The organism is Xanthomonas campestris pv. phormiicola (assembly GCA_025666215.1).
Classification (GTDB): Bacteria; Pseudomonadota; Gammaproteobacteria; order Xanthomonadales; family Xanthomonadaceae; genus Xanthomonas_A; species Xanthomonas_A campestris_A.
In genome coordinates this window covers 2226868-2252688 of the sequence record CP102593.1, presented here as the reverse complement: position 1 = coordinate 2252688, position 25821 = coordinate 2226868, and the positions used below count along the sequence as shown (strand labels likewise).

23 protein-coding genes and 1 tRNA gene are annotated in these 25821 nt (G+C 69.7%); 10 read left to right on the top strand and 14 right to left on the bottom strand.

The genetic code is table 11. The annotated features are described in order from the left end of the window. Window positions 1-21 precede the first annotated feature (21 nt). Window positions 22-1353 (top strand): exodeoxyribonuclease VII large subunit, encoded by a 1332-nt coding sequence (gene xseA, locus NRY95_09420; protein ID UYC18144.1) that lies wholly within the window; start codon window positions 22-24, stop codon window positions 1351-1353. Window positions 1354-1397: 44 nt separating this feature from the next. Then, window positions 1398-1793: an MbcA/ParS/Xre antitoxin family protein gene (locus NRY95_09415; protein UYC18143.1), complete on the top strand. Its 396-nt coding sequence runs from the start codon at window positions 1398-1400 to the stop codon at window positions 1791-1793. 39 nt (window positions 1794-1832) lie between these two features. Here NRY95_09415 and NRY95_09410 read toward each other — a convergent pair whose 3' ends face one another. The 3 genes from NRY95_09410 to NRY95_09400 all read right to left on the bottom strand — a co-directional run bounded on the left by NRY95_09410 (window position 1833) and on the right by NRY95_09400 (window position 3383). Continuing rightward, window positions 1833-2375, bottom strand: coding sequence for a lipocalin family protein (locus tag NRY95_09410; protein ID UYC18142.1), 543 nt, complete (start codon window positions 2373-2375; stop codon window positions 1833-1835). A gap of 317 nt (window positions 2376-2692) precedes the next feature. Next, complete coding sequence (locus NRY95_09405; protein UYC18141.1) at window positions 2693-2977, bottom strand: hypothetical protein; 285 nt, start codon at window positions 2975-2977, stop codon at window positions 2693-2695. A gap of 330 nt (window positions 2978-3307) precedes the next feature. Next, window positions 3308-3383: transfer RNA gene (locus NRY95_09400), tRNA-Phe, on the bottom strand. Window positions 3384-4034: 651 nt separating this feature from the next. Between NRY95_09400 and NRY95_09395 the strand changes: the two genes are divergently transcribed. From NRY95_09395 to dxs, 8 genes are all read left to right on the top strand, one after another. After that, on the top strand, window positions 4035-4511 hold the full coding sequence (locus tag NRY95_09395) for an LEA type 2 family protein (GenBank protein ID UYC18140.1): 477 nt from the start codon (window positions 4035-4037) through the stop codon (window positions 4509-4511). A gap of 281 nt (window positions 4512-4792) precedes the next feature. Continuing rightward, the gene (locus tag NRY95_09390; GenBank protein ID UYC18139.1) at window positions 4793-5290 is read left to right on the top strand and encodes a MarR family transcriptional regulator; all 498 of its coding nucleotides are present in this window, start codon (window positions 4793-4795) and stop codon (window positions 5288-5290) included. Next, window positions 5287-7467 (top strand): FUSC family protein, encoded by a 2181-nt coding sequence (locus NRY95_09385; GenBank protein ID UYC18138.1) that lies wholly within the window; start codon window positions 5287-5289, stop codon window positions 7465-7467. Before NRY95_09390 ends, NRY95_09385 begins: the two co-directional genes overlap by 4 nt. After that, entirely contained in the window at window positions 7451-7657 is a 207-nt protein-coding gene (locus NRY95_09380; protein UYC18137.1) for a DUF1656 domain-containing protein, read from the top strand. Before NRY95_09385 ends, NRY95_09380 begins: the two co-directional genes overlap by 17 nt. A gap of 8 nt (window positions 7658-7665) precedes the next feature. Next, complete coding sequence (locus tag NRY95_09375; GenBank protein UYC18136.1) at window positions 7666-8661, top strand: HlyD family secretion protein; 996 nt, start codon at window positions 7666-7668, stop codon at window positions 8659-8661. Window positions 8662-8831: 170 nt separating this feature from the next. Continuing rightward, a complete protein-coding gene (locus tag NRY95_09370; GenBank protein ID UYC18135.1) occupies window positions 8832-10616 on the top strand; it encodes an acyl-CoA dehydrogenase C-terminal domain-containing protein in 1785 nt (594 codons plus the stop codon). A gap of 102 nt (window positions 10617-10718) precedes the next feature. After that, window positions 10719-11378, top strand: a complete 660-nt coding sequence (locus NRY95_09365) for an HNH endonuclease (GenBank protein ID UYC18134.1) — start codon at window positions 10719-10721, stop codon at window positions 11376-11378. Window positions 11379-11516: 138 nt separating this feature from the next. After that, window positions 11517-13430, top strand: a complete 1914-nt coding sequence (gene dxs / locus NRY95_09360) for a 1-deoxy-D-xylulose-5-phosphate synthase (GenBank protein UYC18133.1) — start codon at window positions 11517-11519, stop codon at window positions 13428-13430. 79 nt (window positions 13431-13509) lie between these two features. On the opposite strand, the gene NRY95_09355 is transcribed toward dxs, so the two are convergent. The 11 genes from NRY95_09355 to NRY95_09305 form a co-directional block, all read right to left on the bottom strand. Then, window positions 13510-14532, bottom strand: coding sequence for a TraB/GumN family protein (locus NRY95_09355; protein UYC18132.1), 1023 nt, complete (start codon window positions 14530-14532; stop codon window positions 13510-13512). A 57-nt stretch (window positions 14533-14589) separates the two neighbouring features. Then, window positions 14590-15060: a cupin domain-containing protein gene (locus NRY95_09350; GenBank protein UYC18131.1), complete on the bottom strand. Its 471-nt coding sequence runs from the start codon at window positions 15058-15060 to the stop codon at window positions 14590-14592. 96 nt (window positions 15061-15156) lie between these two features. Next, on the bottom strand, window positions 15157-15918 hold the full coding sequence (locus NRY95_09345; GenBank protein UYC18130.1) for a WecB/TagA/CpsF family glycosyltransferase: 762 nt from the start codon (window positions 15916-15918) through the stop codon (window positions 15157-15159). After that, on the bottom strand, window positions 15905-16696 hold the full coding sequence (locus NRY95_09340) for a polysaccharide pyruvyl transferase family protein (GenBank protein UYC18129.1): 792 nt from the start codon (window positions 16694-16696) through the stop codon (window positions 15905-15907). The genes NRY95_09345 and NRY95_09340 overlap by 14 nt, the downstream gene beginning before the upstream one ends. A 50-nt stretch (window positions 16697-16746) precedes the next feature. Further along, a complete protein-coding gene (locus NRY95_09335) occupies window positions 16747-17934 on the bottom strand; it encodes a glycosyltransferase family 1 protein (GenBank protein ID UYC18128.1) in 1188 nt (395 codons plus the stop codon). A 52-nt stretch (window positions 17935-17986) separates the two neighbouring features. Further along, the gene (locus NRY95_09330) at window positions 17987-19492 is read right to left on the bottom strand and encodes a lipopolysaccharide biosynthesis protein (GenBank protein UYC18127.1); all 1506 of its coding nucleotides are present in this window, start codon (window positions 19490-19492) and stop codon (window positions 17987-17989) included. Next, window positions 19489-20538 carry a GDP-mannose--glycolipid 4-beta-D-mannosyltransferase gene (locus NRY95_09325; protein ID UYC18126.1) on the bottom strand — a complete coding sequence of 350 codons (1050 nt, stop codon included), beginning with the start codon at window positions 20536-20538 and terminating at the stop codon, window positions 19489-19491. The genes NRY95_09330 and NRY95_09325 overlap by 4 nt, the downstream gene beginning before the upstream one ends. Further along, window positions 20535-21668, bottom strand: coding sequence for a glycosyltransferase family 4 protein (locus NRY95_09320; GenBank protein ID UYC18125.1), 1134 nt, complete (start codon window positions 21666-21668; stop codon window positions 20535-20537). The genes NRY95_09325 and NRY95_09320 overlap by 4 nt, the downstream gene beginning before the upstream one ends. Before the next feature lie 43 nt (window positions 21669-21711). Then, on the bottom strand, window positions 21712-22809 hold the full coding sequence (locus tag NRY95_09315) for an acyltransferase family protein (GenBank protein UYC18124.1): 1098 nt from the start codon (window positions 22807-22809) through the stop codon (window positions 21712-21714). Continuing rightward, window positions 22806-24062, bottom strand: a complete 1257-nt coding sequence (locus NRY95_09310) for a polysaccharide biosynthesis protein GumE (GenBank protein ID UYC18549.1) — start codon at window positions 24060-24062, stop codon at window positions 22806-22808. The genes NRY95_09315 and NRY95_09310 overlap by 4 nt, the downstream gene beginning before the upstream one ends. A gap of 244 nt (window positions 24063-24306) precedes the next feature. After that, on the bottom strand, window positions 24307-25767 hold the full coding sequence (locus tag NRY95_09305) for an undecaprenyl-phosphate glucose phosphotransferase (protein ID UYC18123.1): 1461 nt from the start codon (window positions 25765-25767) through the stop codon (window positions 24307-24309). Between the last annotated feature and the right edge of the window lie 54 nt (window positions 25768-25821).

The window sequence follows — 25821 nt, the reverse complement described above, 5'->3', positions numbered from 1 at the left end:
GCACGCCCACGCAGCGCCCGCATGCCCGATCGCGACGACCAGATCCTCAGCCCCAGCCAGCTCAACACGCTGGCGCGCGACCTGCTGGAAAGCGCGTTCCCGCTGGCCTGGGTGGAGGGCGAGCTGGGCAACGTCACCCGGCCCTCGTCCGGGCACCTGTACTTCACCTTGAAGGATGCGCGGGCGCAGGTGCGCTGCGCGATGTTCAAGCCCAAGAGCCAGTGGCTGAAGTTCGTCCCGCGCGAAGGCCTGCGCGTGCTCGCGCGCGGCCGGCTGACCCTGTACGAAGCGCGCGGCGACTACCAGCTGGTGCTGGATCACCTGGAGGAAGCCGGCGAGGGCGCGTTGCGCCGCGCGTTCGAGGAACTCAAGGCCAGGCTCGCCGCCGAGGGCCTGTTCGCCAGCGAGCGCAAGCGCGCCCTGCCCGCCTTCGTGCGCCGCCTGGCGGTGATCACCTCGCCCAGCGGCGCGGCGGTGCGCGACGTGCTGAGCGTGCTCGGCCGCCGCCTGCCGCTGCTGGAAGTGGACATCCTGCCGAGCCTGGTGCAGGGCGACAGCGCCGCCGCACAGCTGACCTCGCTGCTGCAGCGCGCCGATGCCAGCGGCCGCTACGACGCGATCCTGCTGACCCGCGGCGGCGGCTCGCTGGAAGACCTGTGGGCGTTCAACGACGAACGCCTGGCCCGCGCCATCGCCGCCGCGCGCACGCCGGTGGTGTCGGCGGTCGGCCACGAGACCGACGTGACCCTGGCCGACTTCGCCGCCGACCTGCGCGCGCCGACGCCGTCGGTGGCCGCGGAACTGCTCGCTCCCGACCAGCGCGACCTCGGCGCACGCCTGCGCGGCCAGCACGCGCGGCTGCTGCAGTGGCAGCAGCACCGCCTGCGCCAGGCGATGCAGCGTGCCGATCGCGCCTTGCTGCGACTGCAGGCGCAAAGCCCGCAGGCGCAACTGCAATTGCTGCGGCGCCGCCAGCAGGATGCCGCGCGCCGCCTGCTGGCGCTGTGGCGGCAGCAGCACGAACGCCGCGAGGCACGCCTGCGCCATGCCGCCGCGGTGCTGCGCACGGCGCAGCCACAGCGCCGCCTGGCGGCGCTGCGCGAGCGCCTGCTCGCGCTCGGCCGGCGCCCGCAGGCGGCGATGGCGCGGCAGCTGCAGGCCGACACGCAGCGCCTGCGCGCGCTGGCCCGCGCGCTGGAGACGGTCAGCCCGCTGGCCACGGTGACCCGCGGCTACGCGATCCTGACCCGGGTCGACGACGGCACGCTGGTGCGCTCGACCGCGCAGCTCGCGCCCGGCGACCGCCTGCGCGCGCGGCTCGCCGACGGCGAGGTGACGCTGCGTACAGAATGAGTGCGGTACATCTGTCGACCGCACCTCATTGCCAGTGCACTTCCATGCCGCACCCAGCCTCCAAAGAACAACGCATCAAGGCGGTGCTGCAAGGCATGCGTCGCGGCGAACGCAACAGGGCCGGCCGACTGGCGCACTCGACCGACCTGCTGGCCCTGATCGACAGCGCCAGCTACGGCTCCGCCGAGGACGCGCAGCGCGTGATCGACTGGCTGGCGCGCGATGCGGACACGCTGGCGCCGTTGCGCGAGACGCATCTGCGCGATGTCGGCGAGATGATCTGCATCGTCTGGAACGGTTGCGGCGGCGACCGTGACGCACTGTCGCAGTGGCTCAACGGCAGCCACCCGCAACTCGGCGGGCATACGCCGCGGCATCTGCTGCAGGAAGGCGCCAGCGCGCGGCTGCTCGATGCGGCACGCGCCTGCTTCGCCGGCTAGCGGCGATGCGCCGCTGGCGCGTGCAGACCGGCAGGCGATTCAGTCCAGCGGCGCGACCACCAGCAACGGATCCAGGTCGTAGCCCATCGCCACCGCCTTGGCCTTGATCTGTTCGAACAGCCCGCGCGGCATCCGCGGCGAACGCGACAGCACCCACAGGTACTTGCGGTCCGGCTCGCCGATCAGCACCCACTGGTAGTCCGGATCCAGCGCGATCACCCAGTAGTCGGCCCAGACCAGCGGCACCCAGGCCAGCCAATCCGGCGCGAAACGCACCTGCAGCCGCCCGGGATGACCCGCTACCCGCCGCGCCACGCCTTCGGCGGCAAGCACGTCGCCCCTGCCGGTACGGCAGGCGTTGCGCACGCCGACCAGCCCGTCGTCGCGCAGCACGTAGGCGGCGGTGATGTCGGCGACGCACTTCTTCTGGAACGACACCGGCAAATGCGCGATTTCGTGCCACTGCCCGGCGTAGCGGCCGAGATCGAACTCGGCGACCGAGGTCACCGGCTGCGCGGCCCGTGCCGGCAGCGCCAGGCACAGCAGGCATGCCAGCAGCATCGCGAGCGATGGATGATGCATGCGGACGATCCTGCAAAAGAGAGAAGACCAGCCTTATGCAGGAGCGGCACGGCGATGTAAAGCGCCGGCTTGGCGCAGCCTGCGACGAACGGCCGCATCGACCACAGCCCGGGACGCCAGGCGCGCAGACAGCGCACGCCGCTACGGCGGCAGGCCAGCGCCAGGCAAGGATCCACGCATCGCGCGCTGCGCGAGTGCAGCACGGCGACACGTGCGATGCGGCATACCGGCGACACGGCCCCAGACCACGCAGGCGCTGCTCGCCACGACGGCAATGGCGGGAAACAAGGACGCCGCCAGTGCGGCGCGCCAGCGCTCTAGGGCGACAGATCAGCCATGGCGCGGTCCTTGCCCTGGCTGCCGTTGCTGCATTCCACCGGCTCGCGCAGCACGACCTGTTTGGCGACACCGTCGCGCTGCTCCAGGTACACGTTGACCATCATGCACTCGGAGCCGACCTGCTCGATGTAGGGCGCGCCCGGATTGGGAGCGCCCTGATAGGGATCGGCACCCGGCTTGTGCTCCGCAGGCTCGGCACTGGCGACACCGGCCACCGCCAGAGCGAGCGCGCATACGCGCAGCCGCGTCAATTCCTTGTGCATTCGCCCACTCCGCGATTAATCGTGTCCCAATGATTACGACATCGGCGCGGCATAGTTGAGCGCCACATCACGGCAAACCTGAGAATTCACGCACTTGTCTACGAGCGTAAACACAGCCCGCGTCCCCGGCGATAGCACGGAGCAGCCAGCCTTCATGCGGAAGTCGGCACACAATGCGGCGCTCGCGGCGGCCCGTTGCAGCCGCTTCGCCGCAGCCCAGGCATGCCGGCGGCCGCACGCGCGGGCCATCCGCCGGCACCGCTGGCAGCGCGCCGCAGACGTTGCCGCACAAAGAAAAAGGCCTGCATTTCTGCAGGCCTTTCAGATATATGGTGGCCGAGGACGGAATCGAACCGCCGACACGGGGATTTTCAATCCCCTGCTCTACCAACTGAGCTACTCGGCCACTGCGCAACGCGGCAGGACCGGTGCGGGGACGCGCATCATAGCGATGCGCTCGGGATTGGGCAAGTGCGGCATTTCGGAATTTCCCTAGCGGCCGACACGGCCCACCCCGACTGCGCCGGACGCCCCGGGCTTCCATGCTGAATGCGTCCCCGGCACCTGGCCTATGCACGGGCACGGAGGCCGCTGGCGATGGTCATGGGCCAGGCCGCCGAGGGCACCGCGCCGCTGCAGGGCGCGGCGCACTGCCATTGGAGCGACGGCGCTGCCGGCAAAAGCACTCCGGCCCGCCGGCAGTGCAGCCTGCAGCGACACGCCCTGCTGGAGCCGTCGCCCCAATGCCGATGGCGCCGTGGTGCGGCAAGGCAAGGCGAGGCAACGTCAGGCAACGCGATGCGGCGCGGATGCATTGCGTGGCTCTGCCGGAGTACCGGAGCGGCGGGACGGCGGGATCGCGGGACGATAAGGGACCGGTGCCGACACCGAAGCCGAAGCCGTGCAACAAGACGACCCGCCATGGCCGGAACCGCGCGACCGACGCATCTGCGGCAGCCGGCAGGACGCACGCCTCCTCCCCGGCGTGGCGCTCACCGCGTCGGGCCCAGCGGCGCCGTAGTATTCTTCGCCGGTCTTCACGTCCTGGAATCCGGTCATGCGTCAGCGGCTTCGCCTCGGCTTGCTCGTGTTGTGCACTGCGCTGCTGGCCTCATGCGGCGACGGCATGGTGCGCCGCGTGTCCGACCCCGCGGCCAGCCTGCAACAGCTCACGGTCAACCTGGACGGCAGCTGGAAGGTGGAGTTGCGGCTGCAGAACTACAGCAGCATCCCGATGCGCTACGACGGCGTGCGCCTGGACCTGGGCATGGGCGGCGAAGCGGCCGGGACCCTGCAGCTCGCGCCAGGGATCTCGATCGGGCCGGAAACGGCCGATGTGGTCAGCGCCGCGCTGCGCCCGAGCTCGGCCGCGCGCATCGCCGTCGCCGACGCCCTGGCCAGCCGCCGCAGCCTCGAATACACGCTCAAGGGCAGCATCGACGCCACGCCGGAAGAGAAGAAGCAGCGCCACTTCGAGATCGACACCCGCAACATGCTCACCCCCGCGCCTGGACTGGACGGCGTCCTGCGCTAGCCGCACCCCGCCGCGCCGGCAGGCGCGGTTCCGCGACCGCTTCGAACGCCTATGACCTTGGGCGGCGATGCGGTGCCCACCGATCGCCGTGACAGCGACCATGACCGCTGCATTGGCGGACCCAGCGCTACGTGCGGCCACCCCACCCACGAACGCGGCCGCTGACGTCTCCCTACCCCATGCTTCGAGCGCATGCCTCCCGCGCACGCGTTCAGCTGCCATTACCGCCTATTTAGTACATAAATGTAATATATACATATGTACAAAATGCTCCGCCAGCCATGAGTCGCTTCGCCGCCACCGAACAGCGCCTGGACATCACCGACCGCAAGCACCCGGGCTTTCCGCGCGATGCGGCCACGGTCGTGCGCCTGGTCAAGCTGCTGCACAAGCTGATCCTGGACCAGGGCAACGACATGCTGCGCGCCTATGGCCTGAACTATTCCGAATACAACGTGCTGATGATGATCGACGCCAGCCCGGACGGGACCTTGAGCCCGTCGCAGCTGAGCGACGCGGCCAGCGAGAAGTCGGCCAACATCACCCGCCTGACCAGCCACCTGGTCGACAAGGGCCTGATCCAGCGCACCCCCAGCGCCGAGGACCGGCGCATGCTGCTGCTGCGCCTGACCGCCGAGGGCGAACGCCTGATCGCGGCGTTCATGCCCGACGTGTGCGCCCAGCTCGGCGGTTATGTCCGGCACCTGCAGCGCGCAGAGCTGGCGCAGCTGGAGCACCTGCTGAAGCAATTGCTGCGCAGCGTGGAGGGCGAGGCATGAGCGCACTCGGCGCCGACATCGCCGCCAGCGCGCCCGCCGCGGCGCCGCCGCAACGCCTGCGCACGCTGCTGGACGAGGCCCTGCGCGGCGAAGGCGAGGCCTGGCTGTTCGTGCTGCGCACGCTGCTGGCGATCTATCTGGCCGGCTGGATCGCGCTGCGCCTGGACCTGTCCTCGCCGATGACCGCGATGATCACCGTGGTGGTGGTGATGCACCGGCAGACCGGCATGGTGTTCGCGAAGGGGTTCTACCGGGTGCTGGGCACGCTGATCGGCAGCGTCGCCGCGCTGGCGATGGTGGCGCTGTTCCCACAGGAACCGGTGCTGTTCGTGCTGGTGCTGGCGATCTGGATCGGCCTGTGTACCGGCGGCGCGCTGCTGTACCGCAACTTCAAGGCGTACGCGTTCGTGCTGTCCGGCTACACCGTGGCGCTGATCGCGCTGCCGGCGGTGAACCAGCCGCAGAACGTGTTCGCGCTGGTCACCGCGCGCGTCACCGAAGTGCTGCTGGGACTGCTGGTGACCGGCGTGATCAGCGACGTGGTGTTCCCCAGCCGCTTGCGCCAGACCCTGCGCGACACGGTGCGCCGCGCCTACGACGGCTTCCTGGATTTCGTCCGCGACGCCACCGGCGGCCAGCTGTCGCGCGCGTCGATGGAACAGGCGCACCTGCGCTTCGTCCGCGACGCGGTGGAGATCGAGGACCTGCGCAGCTCGGTGGTGTTCGAGGACCCGGAGGCGCGCGTGCGCAGCGGCCGCCTGCGCCTGCTCAACCAGCGCTTCATGGCGGTGTCCACCAGCTTCCAGTCGCTGCATCACTACATCAACCGCCTGCTGCGCCAGGCCGAAGGCGATGTCGCCGAAGCGCTGATCGGCCTGTACCGGCCGCTGAAAGCCGCGTTGAGCGAACGCGGCGGCCGCGAACGCACCGTCGAGACCGCGCGCCGGCTGGCCGAATGCCGCGATGCACTGGCGCCGCGAGCCGCCGCAGTGCGCGACACCCTGCCGAGCGCGCGCCACGAAGATTTCGACACCGGCGTGTCGCTGCTGCGGCGCTTCTTCGCCGAGCTGCACGACTACGTCGCCGCAGAGGCCGCGCTGGTCGCCCCGCAGCAGTGGCGCACGCCGCAGGCCGGCGGCGACACCGCCGTGTTCCTGCGCGGCAACGACTACGCGGCCGCCGCGCTGACCGCGCTGCGCAGCGCGCTGCTGGTGGCGGCGATGTGCTGGATGTGGATCCAGGCCGGCTGGATCAGCGGCGCCACCGCGGTGTTCCAGGCGGTGGCATTGAGCGCGATCCTGTCGTCCAGCGCCAACGCGCCGGCGGCGGCACGCTCGCTGTTCAAGGGATTCGTGTTCGGCGCTGCGCTGGGCGCGGTCTGCCAGTTGCTGGTGCTGCCGCAGATGGACGGCTACGGCCTGTTCGTCGCCGGCACCGCGCCGTTCCTGCTGCTGACCCTGTACCTGGCGTCCAAGCCGGCGCTGTTCGGCTTCGCCACCGGCACCAATCTGGCCTTCGTCTCGATCCTGGCGGTGCAGCCGACGCCGAGCTTCAATGCCGTCACCACCTTCAACAGCGTGGTGCCGCTGCTGCTGGGCACGCTGGCGGTGAGCGTGGCGTTCGTGTTCGTGCCGCCGGTGATCGGCACGCGCTGGCATCGCCGGCGCCTGCTGGAACAGCTGCGCCGGCAGACCACGCTGGCCGCGCGCGCGCCGCTGCCGGGCCTGCACCTGCGCCTGGAGAGCGTCAACCGCGACCTGTTCCAGCAGATCGTCGCGCACACCCCGCACGGCAGCGACGAGCTGCGCGACCTGCTCGGCTGGGCGCTGTCGGTACACGAGACCGGGCGCACCCTGGTCGAGCTGCGCCGCGACGCGGCCGACGGCGACCTGCCGCACGCGCTGGCCACCGATGTGGACGCTGCGGTGCAGTCACTGGCCGAGCTGTACCTGGCGCCTTCGCCCGAACGGCATCGGCTAGCTCTGCAGCGCATCGACGCGGCGCTGGCGGCGAGCCGTCTCGACGGCGCGGTGCCGCTGCGCTGGAAGCGCACCCGCGAGCACCTGCATGTGCTGCGCGGCGCGCTGCTCGATGCCGACTCGGTGCTCGCCGCCCTCGCCGCCGGGCATGCGCCCGCCCCGACCCCGCCAGGAGCCGCCGATGGCGCTGCCCGCTGAAATCTCGATCGCCGGCGTGTACGTGCCCGGCCTGCTGGTGCTGGCGGTGGCGCTGCTGTTCGCCGCCTGGGCGGTGGATGCGCTCGCCGGCCGCGCCGGGCTATACCGCTACGCCTGGCATCCGCCGCTGTTCCGCCTGGCCCTGTATGTCGGCGTGTTCGCCGCGCTCGGCCTGCTTCTTTTGCCTTGAGTCCCGCCATGAAGACCCCTGCCCTGATCCGTTTCGCCCTGACCGCCGCGATCGTGCTGATCGCCGCCCTGCTCGCGCACGCGCTGTGGCGGCACTACATGCTGTCGCCATGGACCCGCGACGGCCGCGTGCGCGCCGAGGTGGTGCGCATCGCCCCGGACGTGTCCGGCCTGGTCGATGCGGTCGCGGTGGCCGACAACCAGCACGTCGAGCGCGGCGACGTCTTGTTCAGCGTCGACCGCCGGCGCTTCGAGCTGGCGCTGGCGCAGGCCCGCGCCGACCTGGCCGCGGCGCAGGCGCAGGCGCGCTCGGCCGGCGCCAGCATCTCCGCCGCGGCCGCCAGCCAGGCGGCGAGCGAGGCCGAATTCCAGATGCGCCGCGCCCAGGCCGAACGCCGCGCGCGCGCCGCGGCGGTGATCTCGGCCGAGGCCCGTTCCGATGCCGAGGCCACCGCACGCTCGGCGCAGGCCGACGTGCACCGCACCGCCGCGGTGCGCGGCCAGGCCAGCGCCGCCCAGGCGCAGGCGCTGGCGGCGGTGGCGCAGGCGCAGGCCGCGGTCGATCTGGCCGAGCTGGACCTGCAACGCACCCAGGTGCGCGCCACCGCCGACGGCTACGTCACCAACCTGGACGTGCGCGTCGGCGACTACGCCCAGGCCGGCAGCGCGCGGCTGGCGCTGGTGCGCGACGATGCGATGTGGATCTACGGCTACTTCGAGGAGACCAAGCTGCCGCGGGTGCACGTCGGCGACCGTGCCGACATCCGCCTGATGAGCGGCGGGGTGCTGCTGCACGGCAAGGTCGAAGGCATCGCCCGCGGCATCGCCGACAGCGACAACCCGACCAGCGCCTCGCTGCTCGCCGACGTCAGCCCCACCTTCAACTGGATCCGCCTGGCGCAGCGGGTGCCGGTGCGGGTGCGCATCGATCCGGCCAGCGTGCCGCGTGGCACGGTCCTGGCCGCCGGCATGACCGCGACGGTCACGGTGCATGGGGAGCCGTGATTGGGGATTCGGGATGGGGGATTCGTAAAAGCAACGGCCGGTTCCGATCTTGCACCGCGCGACGGCCGTTACGAATCCCGAATCCCCCATCCCGAATCCCCGCCCCACATCCATACGCCGTAGTATCCTGCGCACCTCGGCCGCGCCGCGGCCTCTGTTCGAGCGACCGCATGAGCACCTATCAAGCCCCGCTGACCGACCTGCGCTTCGCGCTGCACGACGTGCTGCAGGTGGAAGCGCTGTTCGCCCGCCTCGGCTATGCCGAGGCCACCACCGACGTGGTCGATGCCGTGCTGGAGGAAGCCGCGCGCTTCACCGGCAGCGTGCTGGCGCCGCTGAACCGGGTCGGCGACGAACACGGCTGCACGCTGGACGCGACCACCGGCGCGGTCACCACCGCACCGGGCTTTCGCGAGGCCTACCGGCAGTTCGCAGAAGGCGGCTGGACCGGCCTGACCGCGGCCACCGAGTTCGGCGGCCAGGGCCTGCCGCACACCCTGGGCGTGCCGCTCAACGAGATGGTCAACGCCGCCAACCTGGCCTGGGGCAACTTCCCGCTGCTTTCGCATGGCGCGGTCGAGGCGCTGAAGCAGCATGGCGAGGCCTGGCAGCAGGAGGTGTTCCTGAAGCCGCTGGTGGATGGCCGCTGGACCGGCACCATGTGCCTGACCGAGCCGCACTGCGGCACCGACCTGGGCCTGCTCAAGACCCGCGCCGAACCCAATGCCGATGGCAGTTGGTCGGTCAGCGGCACCAAGATCTTCATCACCGCCGGCGAGCACGACTTCACCGACAACATCGTGCACCTGGTGCTGGCGCGGCTGCCGGATGCGCCGGCCGGGGCCAAGGGCATCTCGCTGCTGGTGGTGCCGAAGTTCAAGGTCGCCCGCGACGGCAGCGTCGGCGCGCGCAACGCGCTGCGCTGCGGCTCGCTGGAGCACAAGATGGGCATCCACGGCTCGGCCACCTGCGTGATGAACTTCGATGGCGCCGAAGGCTATCTGGTCGGCCAGCCGCACAAGGGCCTGCAGGCCATGTTTACGATGATGAACACGGCGCGGCTGGGCGTCGGCCTGCAGGGCATCGGCCTGTCCGAGCGCGCCTACCAGAACGCCCTGCGCTATGCGCGCGAACGCCTGCAGTCGCGTTCGCTGACCGGCGCCAAGCTGCCGGACAAGCCGGCCGACCCGATCCTGGTGCATCCGGACGTGCGCCGCATGCTGCTGACGGTGAAGGCGCTGACCGAAGGCAGCCGCCTGCTGGCGCTGCACGCGGCGACCCTGATCGACATCGCCCACCATGCGCAGGATCCGGCCGAGCGCGAGCAGGCCGACGTACTGGTCAGTTTCCTGACCCCGATCTCCAAGGCCTGCCAGACCGAATGGGGCGTGGAGAACACCTATCACGCGCTGCAGTGCTTCGGCGGCCACGGCTACATCCACGAGCACGGCATGGAACAGCTGGCGCGCGACGCCCGCATCACCACGCTGTACGAAGGCACCACCGGCATCCAGGCACTGGACCTGATCGGGCGCAAGACCGCCTCCAGCCAGGGCGCGGGGCTGAAGCTGTTCCTGGCGCAGATCGAGGCCTTCCTCGCCGAGCACGCCGACAATCCGGCGGTGGCCGAGTTCGTCGGCCCGCTGCGCGAGAAGGCCGGCGAATGGGCGGCGCTGACCAGGCGCATCCTGCAGCGCGCCGCCGGCAATGCCGACGAACTGGGCGCGGCCAGCTACGACTACGTGTTCTATTCCGGCTACGTGGTGCTGGCCTACTGGTGGGCGCGCAGCGTCGCCGCCGCCGACGCCTCGGCGCAGAGCGAGGCGTTCAAGCAGTCCAAGCGCGAGACCGCGCGCTTCTACTACGCCAAGCTGCTGCCACGCACGCTGACCCATGCCGCGGTGATCGAGGCCGGTGCCGAACCGCTGATGGCGATGGCCGACGCGCACTTCTGAGCCACGCGCGCTGCGCGACCGGCGGCGCACTGCGCCGGTCGCGCGGATCCGTCCCGCTTCGATACACAAATCGTCAACAATCGGGTATAAGCTGTTTTCCCGATGGAGACAGACACAACAACGCTTGGTCTGATCGATACCGGAGCCTTCGCCGCTTCGGCCGGCGACGCGTCGTTTTCGTCGCCCCCTGCCCATCTGCCGTCGGTGCGGCTGCTGTCGCTGGATGCGCATGGCCGGGTGCTGGACTGGATCAACTGGCAATCGGCCGCCTGCCTGTATGCGCGCGGCGCGGTGGCCTGGACCCTGGGCGAGCCGTGCATGCACATCCATGGCGGCATGTCGCGCGCCAGCGGCGAGCGCAGCGTGCTGCATCTGCATCCGATCATCGCCGCGCGCGGCCATGCCCGTTCGCGCGCGCTCGATCCCACGCCCACCTTGACCAATACCGCGCTGTTCGCCCGCGACGCGCAGCTATGCCTGTACTGCGGCCAGCAGTTCAGCCGCCCGCAACTGACCCGCGACCACGTCATGCCGGTGTCCAAGGGTGGCCGCGACACCTGGGAGAACGTGGTCACCGCGTGTTTCCACTGCAACTCGCGCAAGGGCAACCGCACCCCGCAGCAGGCGTCAATGCCGCTGCTGGCGGTCCCGTACCGGCCGAGCTGGATCGAGCACCTGATCCTGTCCAACCGCAACATCCTGGCCGACCAGATGTCGTTCCTGAAGGCGCAATTGCCCAAGCGCTCCAAGCTGTCGGTCTGAACCGCACGCCGCTGCGCGCTGCGACCGATTGCCGCACCTCCCTCGCAACGCGGCCTGCGCCCGTGCGCAACTGAACGGGTTGCTTGCCCGTGCCTGGAATGGGGAGGAAAATGGACGGTCCGCTGAACCCGAATCCCGATGATCGACCCCACCCGCTATCCGCGCCTCTCGCGCATCCAGATCCCCGCCGAACTGCGCCGCTTCGAGGAGTCGGAGCTGCCGGCGATCGCGGAGGAACTGCGCGCCTACCTGATCGAGTGCGTCGGCAAGAGCGGCGGCCATTTCGGCGCCGGCCTGGGCGTGATCGAGCTCACCGTGGCCCTGCACTATCTGTACGACACGCCTGTCGATCGGCTGGTGTGGGACGTCGGCCATCAGACCTACCCGCACAAGATCCTCACCGGGCGCCGCGACCAGATCCATTCGGTCAAGCAGGCCGGCGGCGTGGCGCCGTTCCCCAAGCGCGAGGAAAGCGAATACGACACCTTCGGCGTCGGCCATTCCTCCACCTCGATCTCCGCGGCGCTGGGCATGGCCATCGCGCTGCAGCGCGCCGGCGACGAGCGCAAGGTGGTGGCGGTGATCGGCGATGGCGCGATGACCGCCGGCATGGCCTACGAGGCCCTGAACCACGCCGGCGGCATGGAGACGGAACCGAACCTGCTGGTGATCCTCAACGACAACCGCATGTCGATCTCCGAGGCGGTCGGCGGGGTCACCAAGATGCTCGGCCGGATGAGCGGCAGCAAGACGCTCAATGCGATCCGCGAGAGCGGCAAGAAGATCCTCGGCGACAAGAAGAGCAATCCGACCGCGCGTTTCGTGCGCCGCTGGGAGGAGCATTGGAAAGGCATGTTCGTGCCGTCCACGCTGTTCGAGGAGATGGGCTTCCACTACACCGGGCCGATCGACGGCCACGACCTGCCGGCGCTGATCGGCGCGCTGAAGACGCTGCAGACGCTCAAGGGTCCGCAGCTGCTGCACGTGATCACCACCAAGGGCAAGGGCTACGAACTGGCCGAGGGCGACCAGATCGGCTACCACGCGGTCGGCCCGTTCGATCCCAGCAAGGGCCTGGTGTCCAAGCCGGGCGCCAAGGCGCCGACCTATACCGACGTGTTCGGCGACTGGATCTGCGACATGGCCGCGGCCGAACCGGCGCTGCTGGCGATCACCCCGGCGATGCGCGAAGGCTCGGGCCTGGTGCGCTTCAGCAAGGAATACCCGCAGCGCTACTTCGACGTGGCGATCGCCGAGCAGCATGCGGTGACGCTGGCGGCGGGCATGGCCACGCAGGGCGCCAAGCCGGTGGTGGCGATCTACTCGACCTTCCTGCAGCGCGGCTACGACCAGCTGGTGCACGACGTGGCGGTGCAGCAGCTCGACGTGCTGTTCGCGATCGACCGCGGCGGCGTGGTCGGCCCGGACGGCGCCACCCATGCCGGCAACCTGGACCTGAGCTTCCTGCGCTGCGTGCCGCATCTGGTGGTGATGGCCCCGGCCGACGAGGCCGAGTGCCGGCAGCTGCTCAGCACCGGCCTGCAGCATGCCGGTCCGGCCGCGGTGCGCTATCCGCGCGGCACCGGCCCCGGCGTGGCGCCCGGCACGGCGCTGGACACGCTGCCGATCGGCAAGGCGCAGCTGCGCGTCCAGGGCACCACGCTGGCGCTGCTGGCGTTCGGCGCGCCCCTGGCCGCGGCCGAACAGGTCGGCCGCGAGCTGGGCCTGAGCGTGGTCAACATGCGCTTCGTCAAACCGCTGGATCGCGCGCTGCTGCTCGAGCTGGCGCGCAGCCACGACGGCTTCGTGACCATCGAGGACAACGTGGTGGCCGGCGGCGCCGGTTCCGGCGTGGCCGAACTGCTCAATGCCGAGGGCGTGCTGCGTCCGGTGCTGCACCTGGGGCTGCCCGACGCATTCCAGCACCATGCCAGCCGCGAGCAGTTGCTGGCCGAAGCCGGCATCGACGCCGCCGGCATCCGCGCGGCGATCCTGGCGCGCTGGCCGCAACTGGCCGCCGGCGCCAACGCACCGCGCACCGCCGCCGGCTGACGCCGCGGCGCGCTGGGCCACGGCGTGAACGGCAGGTGCGGCGCGGCCAGGCAGGCCATGCGCGTCGCACCTTATCCGCTCAAGGCGCGATCACCTCGTAGCCGCGTGCGCGCAGCCGCTCCAGCGGACCATCGCTTTCCTGCAGGGTCTGCATCGACAGCACCGCGAAGCTGGAGCGGTTCTGCGCCAGCGCCCGCTCCGCCGTTTCCAGCCACTTGCCCAGCGCGCGCTGGCGCACATCGCCCAGGCCCAGCTTGCGTGCGATCGCCGCCTCGCCGACCGCGTCCATGCACACCCGGTACTGGTCGTTGCCCGGCAGCTTGCCGAGCGCCTCGAGATCGCCCTCGGACCAGGCATTGGCGCGTTGCCGCATCGTGTCCAGGTCGCTTTGGATGACCTGCAGGGTCCGCGCGAAACAGCTGCTGTCGTTCAACGAGGTCGCGCGGAATTCCTGCAGCGCACGCTTGGCGTCGGGCACCTTCACTTCCACCACCACCGGCACGATCGGCACCTTGGCGCGTTTGGCCGCGCGCTCGATCACCGGCGCGGTGACGCTGGCCATGCTCAGCCCGGACTTGCGCATCGCCGCCTCGTACAGCTCCTGCGCGGCGAACACCGGCCGCCACGTTTCCACGCTGGCGTCGCGGCCCAGGTAGCGCGCCTTCAGCGGCAGCCACCGCGCATACAGCTCGGCCGGCAGCATCTGCTGCAGGGTCTTGTCGTCGGGGTTGCGCCGCGCCTTCAGCAGCGACGGCAGCAACAGCAGGCTGCGGAACACGCCCAGGTTCGAGGACAGCGACAGCGTCGGCGCGGCGATCACCTGCTGCGATTGGCCGATCACCCGCTCCACCTCGCCCGACGCCCACTGCATGCGCTTGGGCAACGGCGACACCGTGCCCAGGATCCACAGCACGTGGTCGCCGCGGCGCACCTGCCACAGTCCGGGACCGGGCTGCTGGCCGGTCACCAGCACCGCCTCCAGATCGACCACCGGCGCGGCGGCGGGCGGTGCCGGCGGTACGCCCGGATGCGCGGCGGTCAGCCCAGCGAACGCCAGCAGCAGTGCCGCACACAGGCCTCTCACCGCAGTCGCCATCGGCATCGCGCCACTCTCCAGCAATTCGGACCGGCGCCGAAGATCCGGCGCGTCGCGACGATATCAGCCCGACAGCCTGGGCAGGTACGCCGCCAGCGGATCGGTGGCGGGCAGCAACTCGAAGCGCTCCCACAGGAACCCCGGCGCCACCACGCAGCGCACCAGGCTGTAGTCGTCCAGCGGCCGCGCCGCCTGCCAGCTGCCGGCCGGAATCACCACCGAAGGCAGGCCGCCGCGGCCGCTGGCGCCCATCCGGTAGCGCTGCAGGCCGTGCTGCGGATCGAAGCTGAGCAGTTCCAGCGCGCCGCCCTCCTCCCAGTGCCAGGTCTCGTCGGCGTCGATCCGGTGCCAATCGCTGCACTCGCCGCGCACCAGCAGGAAGCGGATCGCGGTACAGGCCGGGCGCGTGGTGCCCGCGTGCTGCACCTGCAGCGCCGAGGTGTGCACGCGCGCATAACGTCCGCCTTCCGGGTGCGGCAGCAGCGAGAATTCGCGCAGCAAGGCGGCGATGCGAGTGGACGATTCTGTAGACATGGCCCAGTTTAGGGCCTGTCGCCGGGCCTGGGCTAGACCACCGGCGGCGTCCGCCGCACCGTCTGTCGGCGGGTCCCGGCCGGCCGCCGGCACGTCCTAGCCGAGGCGCCGGCCGTTGCGCAGGCACACGCCGAAGAACACCAGCAGATCCCAGCTGTAGCGCTTGAGCAGGCGCCGCGGTTCGCGCAGCAGACGATACATCCACTCCATGTGCAAGCGGCGCACCCAGGCCGGCGCACGCTGTGCCTTGCCGGACAGGAAATCCAGCAGCGCGCCGACCCCGAACAGCAAGGGCGCACGCAGCTGCGCGGCGTGGTCGAGGATCCAGGTTTCCTGCAGCGGATTGCCGAACGCCACCAGCACCACGTCGGCGCCGCTGGCGTTGATGCGCTCGGTCAGCGCGGCGCCCGCGGCCGCGAACTCGGCGTAGCCGTCGCAGGTGCCGACCACCTCCTGGCCCAAGGTCTGCCGCAAGGTCTGCGCGGCGGCCTGGGCCACGCCGGGACGCCCGCCGAGCAGGAAGAAGCGCAGCGGCCGCCGACTGTGCCGGCACAGGTACGGAATCAGGTCGGTGCCGTTGAGGTTGCCGGCGAAACGGCGGCCATGCACCAGCAGCGCGCCCAGGTCCATGCCGATGCCGTCGTTGACGATGCGCACGCCCGGCGCCCGCAGGCGCTCGCGCAGCGCCTGGCACTGCACCACGAAGTTGGTGTTGGCGAAGAACACCTGGCGTTGCTCGCCGCGCGCCTGCGCCTGGAACAGCGTGTGCGCGAACGCCGCTTCGGTGGTGCGCAGGATCCGATAGCCGCCCAGCGCCATCGCCTCCTGGGGTTCGGCGCGCGGGTCACCAGAGGTCATGGGGGAAACTGTCCAATAGACCGCGCTGCACCGCGTTCAGATCGAATGGGGCGTTGCCGCCCAGGGCCAGGCACTCCTCCACGCTGTGGCCGGCGTGCCACTGCATGCGTCCGGTGCCGTGGTAGTAGTCGTCGTACTTGAACGGGTCCTCGCCGTTGCCCCAGTCCAGGTACACCGACGGCACGCCGTAGGCTTCGGCCAGGATCAGGCCGTGCAGGGAACTGGAGACGACCAGTTCCGCGCCCAGCAATTGCCGCACGAATCCGGCCGGCTGCCGGTTCGGCAGCACCAGCTGGTCCTTGTAGCGCGCGTATTTGCCCGACGGCTCGTTGAAGTGCGGCACGATCAGGAACGGCTGCCGCACGGCCGGCGGCGCCAGCGCCTCGCGCGGAAAGAACAGCGGCATCAGCAGTCCAGGGTCGCCGTAGATTTCCGGCACCTGCAGCCCGCGTTCGCGCAGGAACGCGCGGGTCTTGGGACCGCGCACGGCGCGCACGTCGAGCGTGCGGAAGGTATGCCGGTCGGCCGGGATCTTGCCGTTAATGCCGCTGCCCCACACCGTGTCGCCGTCGCTGGCGAAATGCAGCACCGAGCCGATCGCGATCAGGCGCTTGCGCTTGTCGCGCTTGTCCAGCAGGGTCCGGTCGCGCTGCGCCAGCACGTTGGACACGATGATCTTGGACAGGTGATCGCCGACGTTGATCTCGCCGTTCTTGGGTTTCCACCAGAACAGCGCGCGGCGTTCTTCGTAGTCGATCCATTTTTGCAGTGCGGGCAATGCGAAATCCTCCTTTTGTGCGCGAACGCCGTTCGAGGGCGAACTCCGTGTCAGGCGCTCTCGCCGGCGAAAAGCCGGGTTTCCGGATAGGCCGACGGATCCAGGACACGGTCGGTGGTCTCGGACCAGCTCAGGCATTGGCGGTGGCGCACGTGCGGCGCCTGCAGCGCCTTTTCGATCGCCGCCACGATCGAGGCCTCGTCGCCCGGGGTATAGCCGAAGCGCGACTGGTAGCTGCCGACCACCGCGTTCGGACACACCGCCGGCAGGCCGAAGAAATCGTACTGCAGCAGTTTCATCGAGCTGTCGGCCAGATACACCGGCACCTGCTCCGACGCGTACGGCGCGATGCCGAAGCGCGCGTGCTTGATGTAGCCGATGGTCTCGGCGTGCTTCATTTCGCCGTACACCACCACGTTGTCGCCGTAGCCCGGCGCGCGACCCATGCCCGAGCCGATCACGTGGAAGGTGACCTGCGGGAAGGCGCGGCTGGCGGCGACGAAGAATTCCGGATCGAACAGCATCGAACCGACCGCCACCGCATGGATGCCCTCGCCGTACGGCGACGGATCGCCGAGCGCGTCCAGGTTGTGGTCCACGCCATGGCCGACGTGGAACACGTTGTGGCGGCTGGAGATCTCCTCGGCCATCGCCGGCGACACCAGCGCGATCACGTCCAGGCTCGGCGCCACGCGGTCGAATTCGCGCTCGATGTAGTCGGCGACGTTGATCGTGCTCAGGCCGTCGGAGGCACGGTAGACCTTGCGCGCGGTCGGGTTGATGCGTGCCGCCAGCTCGATGAAGGCCACCGCGATGCCGCTTTCGAACACGATCACATCCGCTTCCTGCATCCAGCGCAGCAGCGTGGCCGGCGGCTTGGCCGCATACAGCTTGAACATCAGGTCTTCCAGCGGGCGCAGCCAGCGCCGCCGCGTGTTGAACGGATGCAGCGGCGCGCGCCACAGATAGCAGTCCACGCCGTTGTGCTTGACCACGGTGTTGGCGGTGGCGTCCAGCGGCAGCCGCAGGTCGCCCTTCATCCGCGACAGCAGGCTGTAGCGCAGCGAGAAGAAACGCGTGGTGCCGCGCTTGGCCAGCTCGTCGGCGATGAAGTGGATGTTGGCGCGGCGCGGCGTGCGGTAGTCGTGCGCCGACAGCACCAGATAGCACGGCGGGCGTCCGGCAAGGGCCGCGGCCGGTGCCGCGGCGAGCGTCGCCGCTGCGGAAGAATCGCTCATGCCATCGCTCCTTTGCGGTGAGGGGTGTCGGGAAGAATCGCCTGCTCGCGGGTCATCGTTTGGCCCTGGCATCGCGCAACAGCGTGCGCATGTTGAGGATCGCCATCACGTCGCGGCGGAACGCCGGCCACAGCGCGAACACCAGCACGCAGCCCAGCGCCATCGCCGCGCCGCCCACCGCCAGCTGCTGCCACAGCGAACTGCCGCCCCACTGCTGCGCGGCGAAGTACGCCGCCACGCCGGCGGCCCCGTAGCCGAGGATCGCGCGCAGGCCATTGTTGAACAATTCCAGCGCCGGCACCTGCGGCGCCACCTTGGCGATCCAGATCACCGACAGCGGCCACATCACCAGCAGGCCCAGCGTGTAGCCGACGGTCACGCCCATCACGCCCCAGGCCGAGCCGGCGAAGATGCAGGCGATCAGCATCACCCGCCCGACCACCGAATACACCAGCTGTTCGCGCATCAGGCCATGCGCCAGGAACACCCAGTAGGTGGCGTAGGACGCGGTCTGGAAGATGCCGCCGAGGGTCAGCACCTGGAACAGCGGCACCGCCGGGCGCCATTGTTCGCCGAGCACCAGCACGATCAGCGGCAGCGCCAGCGCGCAGGCGCAGGAGAACAGCGCCACGATCAGGTGCACCATCACCGTCTGCCCGCGCAGCAGGAAGCTGCCGAAGCGCGGCGGATCGTCCTGCAGCTGCGACAGCACCGGCAGCGCCACCGAGGTGGCCGGCGCATTGATCTGGTTCAGCGGCATCATCAACAGCTGGAACGCGCGGTTGTACAGGCCCAGCGCCTCGGCGCCGATGCGGTGGCCGATGATCACCTGGCCGACGTTGCGGCTGGCGTAGCCGAGCAACTGCGCGGCCATCAGGTTCCAGCCGAAGCTCAGGAACGCGCGCATCGGCGCGTCGCGGCGGTAACCGCGCGGCAGCCAGCGCGCGCAGGCGCCGGCGATGGCCAGGTTGACCAGCGCCTGCACCACCTGCTGCCAGACCAGCGCCCAGTAGCCGTAGCCGGCCAGGGCCACGCCGACGCCGGCGATCAGGCCCATCACCTGCGCGCCGACATCGCTCAGCGACACCTGGCCGAAGCGCAGCCCGCGGCTGAGATGCGCGCGGTACTGGGTGGTCATGCCGTTGAGCAGGAAGGTCACCGCCAGCGCCTGCGAGATGCCCAGCAGCGCCGGCTCGCGATAGAAGTGCGCGATCCACGACGAGGACAGGAACACCACGATCGCCAGCACCAGGCCGATGCCGCTGTTGATCCAGAACAGGTTGTCGCGCTGCTCGCGGCTGACGTGCTTGGCCTGGATCGCGGCCGAGGACAGGCCGAAGTCGCGCAGGATCTCGGCCATGCCGACGATCGCGGTGACCATCGCCATCAGCCCGTAGTCGTAGGGCGTCAGCAAGCGCGCCAGCAGCACGATGCCGCCGAACTGCACCACCATCTTCGCCAGCTGCCCGGCCATGGTCACCGCCGCGCCGCCGGCGGCGCGCGAGCCGAGGCTGCGCTCCGGCGGCGCGGCGGGCCCCGGTGTTTCGGTCGCGCTCATGCCCCTGCCTCGCTGCGCATGCCGCGCGCATCCAGATAACTGCGGTAATGCTGCACGCCGATCGCGCTCCAGTCGCGCCGCGACAGGTCCGGCACCGCGTCGGCGGGCAGGCGCTGCGCCTGCGCCAGGGCCCCGGCCAGCTGCGCCGCGTCCAGCTCGCCCTGGTACAGCAGCACCCACTCCGGCCCGACCTCGTCGGCGATCGCCGCAGTGGCCTCGTTCCACGGCGCCAGCACCGGCCGCGCCAGCGAAAGCGCCAGCAGCAGCGTGCCGGAGTTGTGCATCTGCCGGTACGGCAACACCACCAGTTCGGCCTCGCCGACTTCGCGCGCCAAGACCTCGTCTTCCACGTACTGCAGGCGCGCGCTGATCCGCGGATCGGCGGCGCAGGCCTGTTCGACCACGGCGCGGATCTCCGAATTGACCGGATTGCCGGCGATGCGCAGGCTCAGTGCCGGATCTGGCAGGGCCTGCAGCGTCGCGACCAGGGTTTCCACGCCCTTGTACGGGCGCAGCAGGCCGAAATGCAGCAGGCGTCCGCGCACCCGCCGCGGTTGCGGCATGGCCGCGTACCAGTCGCGGTAGTGGCCGTGCAGGATGGTGTCGGTGGCCGGTGCGCGCTCGGGGGTGGTGGCGTTGATGCGGATCCAGCGCGCGGTCAGCCGATCGGTCCAGCGCAGCAGCAGGCGCTCGCGCCAGCCCTTGTCCTCGTGCGGGGCCACGTTGTGCAGGGTGCGCACCAGCGGCACGCCGCTCACCTTCAGCCGCAGCAGCAGCAGCGCCATGCACGCCTGCTTGGCCAGCGTGCCCAGGCCGGTGCGGTGCCGCAGCATGTATTCGGGCCAGTGCACGTGCAGCACGTCGTAGCGCGACAGCAGCGCCGCGCGCATCGAGAAGAAGCGCAACTGCACCTGCTGCGGCAATGCCGCGTACAGCTGGGTCAGATAGGGATTGGTGGTCGCGGTCGGCCGTTCGGTCGACAGCAGCACGGTGATCGGCGGACCGGGCACGCGCGCATCGCCGCTGCAACGCGGTTCGCCGGTCATCGCACTCCCTCCGTCTTGCCAAGTACCGCGCGGTATTCGTCCAGATAGGCGCCGACCACATGCTCCCAGTCGTAGCGCTGCGCATAGGCCATGGCCGCCTGCCGCTGCGCGGGGAACGTCGCGTCGGTGGCGGCCGCGTAGGCCTGCACGGCAGCGGCGGCGCGCTGCGGATCGGCCGGATCCAGCAGCACGCCTTGCGCCGATTCGCGCACCAGGCGTGCGAACGGCGGGATGTCGCTCAGCACCGGCAGCAGGCCGGCGCTCATCGCCTCGACCGCGGCCAGGCCGAAGCCTTCGTGCCGCGACAGGCACACGAAGTACTGCGCGCTGCCGAGCAGTTGCGCCAGTTCCTCCTGCGAGGGCGCCACGCGCAGTTGCACGCGGCCCTGCAGGCCGCGCTCGGCGATCGCCTGCAGCAGATCGGCGTGGCTGAAGTCGTATTCGCGCCCGGCCACTATCAGTTGCCAGGCCGGATCCTGCGCCGCCAGCGCGCGCAGCAGGTCCAGCGTCTCCAGCAGGCCCTTGTTGACCGACCAGCGCCCGAAATAGATCAGGGTGCGCCCTGGCGTGGCGCTGCCCTGCCCGGCGAACTTGCCCACGTCCACGCCGTTCTCGATCACCCGCAGCCGCTGCGGCGCGACCACCGCGGAGAACACCTCGCCATCGTTCTCGCTGGTCGCCACGACCCGCGCATAGGCCCAGGCCGAGGCCCGGGTCAGCGTCTTGAACCACAGCATCTTCAGGCGCGAGGCGTAGGTGGTATGGAAGAACCCGCCATGGGTGGAGACGATCATCGGCGTGCCGTGCAGCACGCGGGTCAAGGCCAGGAAGTCGTAGAAGAAATCGATGCCGTGCACGTGCACCAGATCGGCGCCGCGCAGCGCGGCCAGCACCTTCGGCGCCAGCGGATAGCGCGAGGAGCCGCGGAACGGCACGCGCACGATCGGCACGCCCTGGTAGGCATCGCGCTGCGCGAGCCGCTCCTGCGGCCGGGTGAAGACCCGGTCCAGGGTCACCACCTCGACCTGGTCGCGGCCCTGTTGCAGATGCCGCCGCGCGATGTTCAGTACGACCTCCTCCATGCCGCCCACCGACGGATGGAACTGGCGCACCACATGTACCACCTTCATCGAGCGCTCCCGCGGGACCACATGCAGCATTGCGATAGCGCCATCAGCTCGCCTCCTGTGTTGCCGGCTCGCGCCGCAGCCCGATCATCCACGGCGCCACGCGCACGATCACCGCACGCATCGGCACGCTGGCGAGCACCGCGAACACGCTCACCGATACCGCCCAGGCCGGCCCCCACGCATCGCCGCGGACCAGGCCGGTGCGGCTGGCCACGCCGGCCATGACCGAGAACAGCAGCGTATGCGTGCACAGGATCAGCAAGGTGTTGCGCCCGATCCACTGCAGCCACGCCCAGTCCTGCACCAGCCGCGCCGCGCACAGCGCCATCGCGCTGCCGAGCAGGCTGGCGGCGAGGAAACCGAGCGGCGAATGGCCGAATTTCATCATGTTCACGTCCACCCGGCCGTTGTTCCAGGCGATCGCGAACCACGCCGCGCCGAGCAGCAGCGCGGCCAGCGCGTTGCCCGCGCGGCTGCTCGGCAGCTGGCCGCTGCGCTTGGCCGCGGCCGCGCCGATCGCGAAGAAGCACAACGACACCGGTAGTACATCCAGCGCAAACGGAAGCCGGTAATCCTGGGTCGGAAACCAGATCGCCCAGGCCCAGGCCAGCAACAGCGACAGCACCGCCAGCAGCTCCAGCGACAGGTGCCGGCGCAGGTACAGATAGGTCAACGTGGTCACGAACAGCGCCGGCAGGAACCACAGCGCCGGCATCACGTAGAGCTTGGGTCCGATGCCGCTGACCAGGCCCAGCAGCGGCTCCCACCACGGCCGGTCGCCCCACAGCTGCGCCTTGGAACCGATGTTGCGGGTCAGCATCCAGTAGACGTACCCGACCACGAAGAACGCCAGGTACGGCAGCAGCAGGCTGCGCGCCAGTTTGGTCCAGGTCGCCATGCCCAGCGGGCGCTTGCCGAACGCTTCGCCGACCCAGCCGGACAACACGAAGAACATCGGCACATGGAAGCTGTAGGCGAGGATCACATAGGCATGCGGGATGCCCTTGGCGTGGCCGAACACCACCAGCAGGATCGCCAGCGCCTTGGCCGCATCGATGCGCGCATCGCGCGTGCCGCGTACGCCGGTCGTGGTCGGCTGCTCGGCCAACACCGTCTGCACGGTCTGCGTGGGGACGCTCATGTCGCCACCGCCGCTTGCCGCGTCGGGCCGCTGGCCGGCGGCAGCGCATCCGGCGCGGACTGCCGCGGCACCATCTGCCACAGGCAGCCGCACACGAACCACCACAGCGCCGCGGTCTTGATCGAGAAATAGCCGTTGGACACCAGCAGGCTCAACGCGAACGCGAAGATCAGCAGGTTCTTGAATAGTTGGCCCTCGATCGTGCGCATCAGCATCGCGAACGAATAGGCGAGCAGGAACGCCAGCACCAGCACCACCGACTGCGAGGAGATGAAGTAGGCGATGCCGCTGTCGAAATACTTGTACGGCGTGTCGAAATCCAGGCCCAGCCACGATTCGGCGGTCATGTTGCGGATCGAATACACGGTGAAGAACACCCGCCCCAGGGTGGTGTCCTCGTAGCTCTGGATGCCCGATGCCCACACCATCAGCCATGCGCCCAGCAACACGCCGAAGAAGATCAGGAAACCCAGGCGCTGGTCCATGCGCAGCAGCAGCGGCGTCAGCGCCACCATCATCACGCAGGTGCCGGCCGCCAGGCGCCCGTCCGAGGCCACGATCAAAAAGCCGATCATCGCCACCGACGCGGCGATGCCCACCGGCCGCATCCAGCGCCAGAAGGTCAGCAGGATCGCGGTGAAGAAGATGATGAAGTTGCCCATCGTCACCGGCTCGATGAACACCGAGGAGGCGCGCGGCAGATTGGAAGACGGCAGGAAGTTGCGCGCGCCCGGCCGGGTCGCGCTGACGAACAGGTTGCTGTCCTGGTTCCAGAAGCTGGACGCGCTGGCGCCGCGCGCATTGACGAAGTAGCTCTTCGGGTTGACCACGTCGCCGTAGACCTTGGGCAGGGCCAGTTCGAATGCCGCCACCAGCGACACGATCAGCGCCATGCGCAGGAAAAGTTTCGGCAACGAACCGGTATAGGCCGCGCCCAGCGCCAGGAAGGCGAACGGGATCAGCGCGTCGCGGAAGAACTTGGGATCGATCGACCAGACCAGGAACAGCCGCACCAGCATCAGCAGCGCCAGCAGGCCGATGCCGGTGAACACCATCGCCGTGCGCTTGCGGTCCAGCGACCACAGGCCGATCAGGAAGCAGGCGCCGTAGATCGCCAGTTCCACGACATAGGTCATCGCCGGGCTGACCCGGAACACCTTGGCGTTCACCACCGCGAGCAGGAAGTTGTAGCCGATGGCGAACAGCAGCACCAGCTCGATCAACAGGTTGTGGCGCTGCTCGCGCAGCGTCATCGCAGGTGCGTTGAGGGCGGTATTCAGCACGCGACACCCCTCTCGGCGGCGCGCCCGGCGGCGCGCGGCGACAACCGCCGCCGCACAACGGCGGCGCCAGGCCCGATGCGGAAGACATTGCAGCCAATGGCCTCGATGGCGCTGCGGCATGCGCCCCAGCCGCCGCCGTCCCCGCCACCGGCGGCGACGACGGGGCGGCGCCGGCAGTGGGGACGGTCGGCGCGATAACGGTACATCGGTCGCATCAGTAGGCGGTCTTCTGCCCGAGCACCTTCACTGCGGTGAGCACGATGATCCGCGTATCCAGCCACAGCGACCAACGCCGGATGTAATCCAGGTCGTATTGGATGCGCTTCTTCATCGTGCGCAGCTCAGGCGTCTCGCCGCGGAACCCGTTGACCTGGGCCCAGCCGGTGATGCCCGGCTTGACGTAGTGCCGCTGCATGTAATGGTTGATCAGCTTCTCGTAGTGGGTGTTGTGCTGGGCCGCATGCGGCCGCGGCCCCACCACCGACATGCTGCCGCCGAGCACGTTGAACAGCTGTGGCAGCTCGTCCAGGCTGCTGCGGCGCAGGAACGCGCCGAACGGGGTGACCCGGCTGTCGCCGCGCTTGGCCTGCACCACCACGTCGCTGGGCTCCTGCTGCACGCGCATCGAGCGGAACTTGTACATGTAGAACTCGCGCCCGCCCAGGCCATGGCGGCGCTGGCGGAAGAACACCGGACCGGGCGAACTCAGCTTCACGCCCAGCGCGATCGCCAGCATCACCGGCCACAGCAATGCCAGCGCGGCCAACGCCACCACCTTGTCCTGCAGCGCCTTGGCGACCACGAAGTAGGTATTGCGATCCACCCCGCCCTGGCGCAGGTTGATCACCGGCACGTTGCCGATCTGGTCGCCGGACTGGTTGAGCATGCCGAAGTCGAACAGATCCGGGATCAGCCTGACCTGGATCGGATAGCGGTCCATCTGCTGCAGCAACTGCTTGATGTGGTCGCGCTCGCCCAGCGGCAGCGAGATCCACACCTGCTCGACCTCGTTGTTGTTGAGGTAGTCGATCAGCGACTCCGGCGTGCCCGCCCCCAGGCACTGCAGCTTCTTCGGATGGTCGGCCACCGACAGGTCGTAGTCGCTGCTGAAGTAGCCGACCAGTTGCATGCCCACCCACGGATTGCGGCTCAGGTAGTTGTGGATCTTGACCACCGGATGGCGCAGGCCGACCACGACCACGCGCTGCACGTCCACGCCTTCCGAACGCAGGTGGTTGAGCACGCCGCGCACCATGGTGCGCGAGACCAGCAGCGTGGCCAGGCTGGTGGCGAACCACAGGCCGATCCACAGCCGCGAGACCTGCTGGCCGAACTGCACCACGAAGGCATGCACCGCGAACAGCGCGAACACGCCGCCGCAAGCCAGGCTCAGCACCATCATCTCGCGCATCAGGCCGCGGCCGCGCCAGCTGCGGTACAGCGGGAACAGCGCGAAACAGATCACCGCATACAGCAGGGTGGTGCCGATCGCGACCCGGTAGGACGCCTCCGGCATCCAGCTGCCGAACAGCAGGCGGTGGGTCGCCAGCGCGCCGGCGACGATGACCGTCAGATCCGATACGCGTAGCAGGATATCCGCCGCTGCTGCGTACTTGGACAGCAGGCGGGGGGACGAAGTTGTATAGGTGGCGCTACTCAGGTCTGCCAAAAGCATGGTCGGGATTCCCATCCAAACTCGGTCGGTGGCATGCGGGGGAACATGCGACGT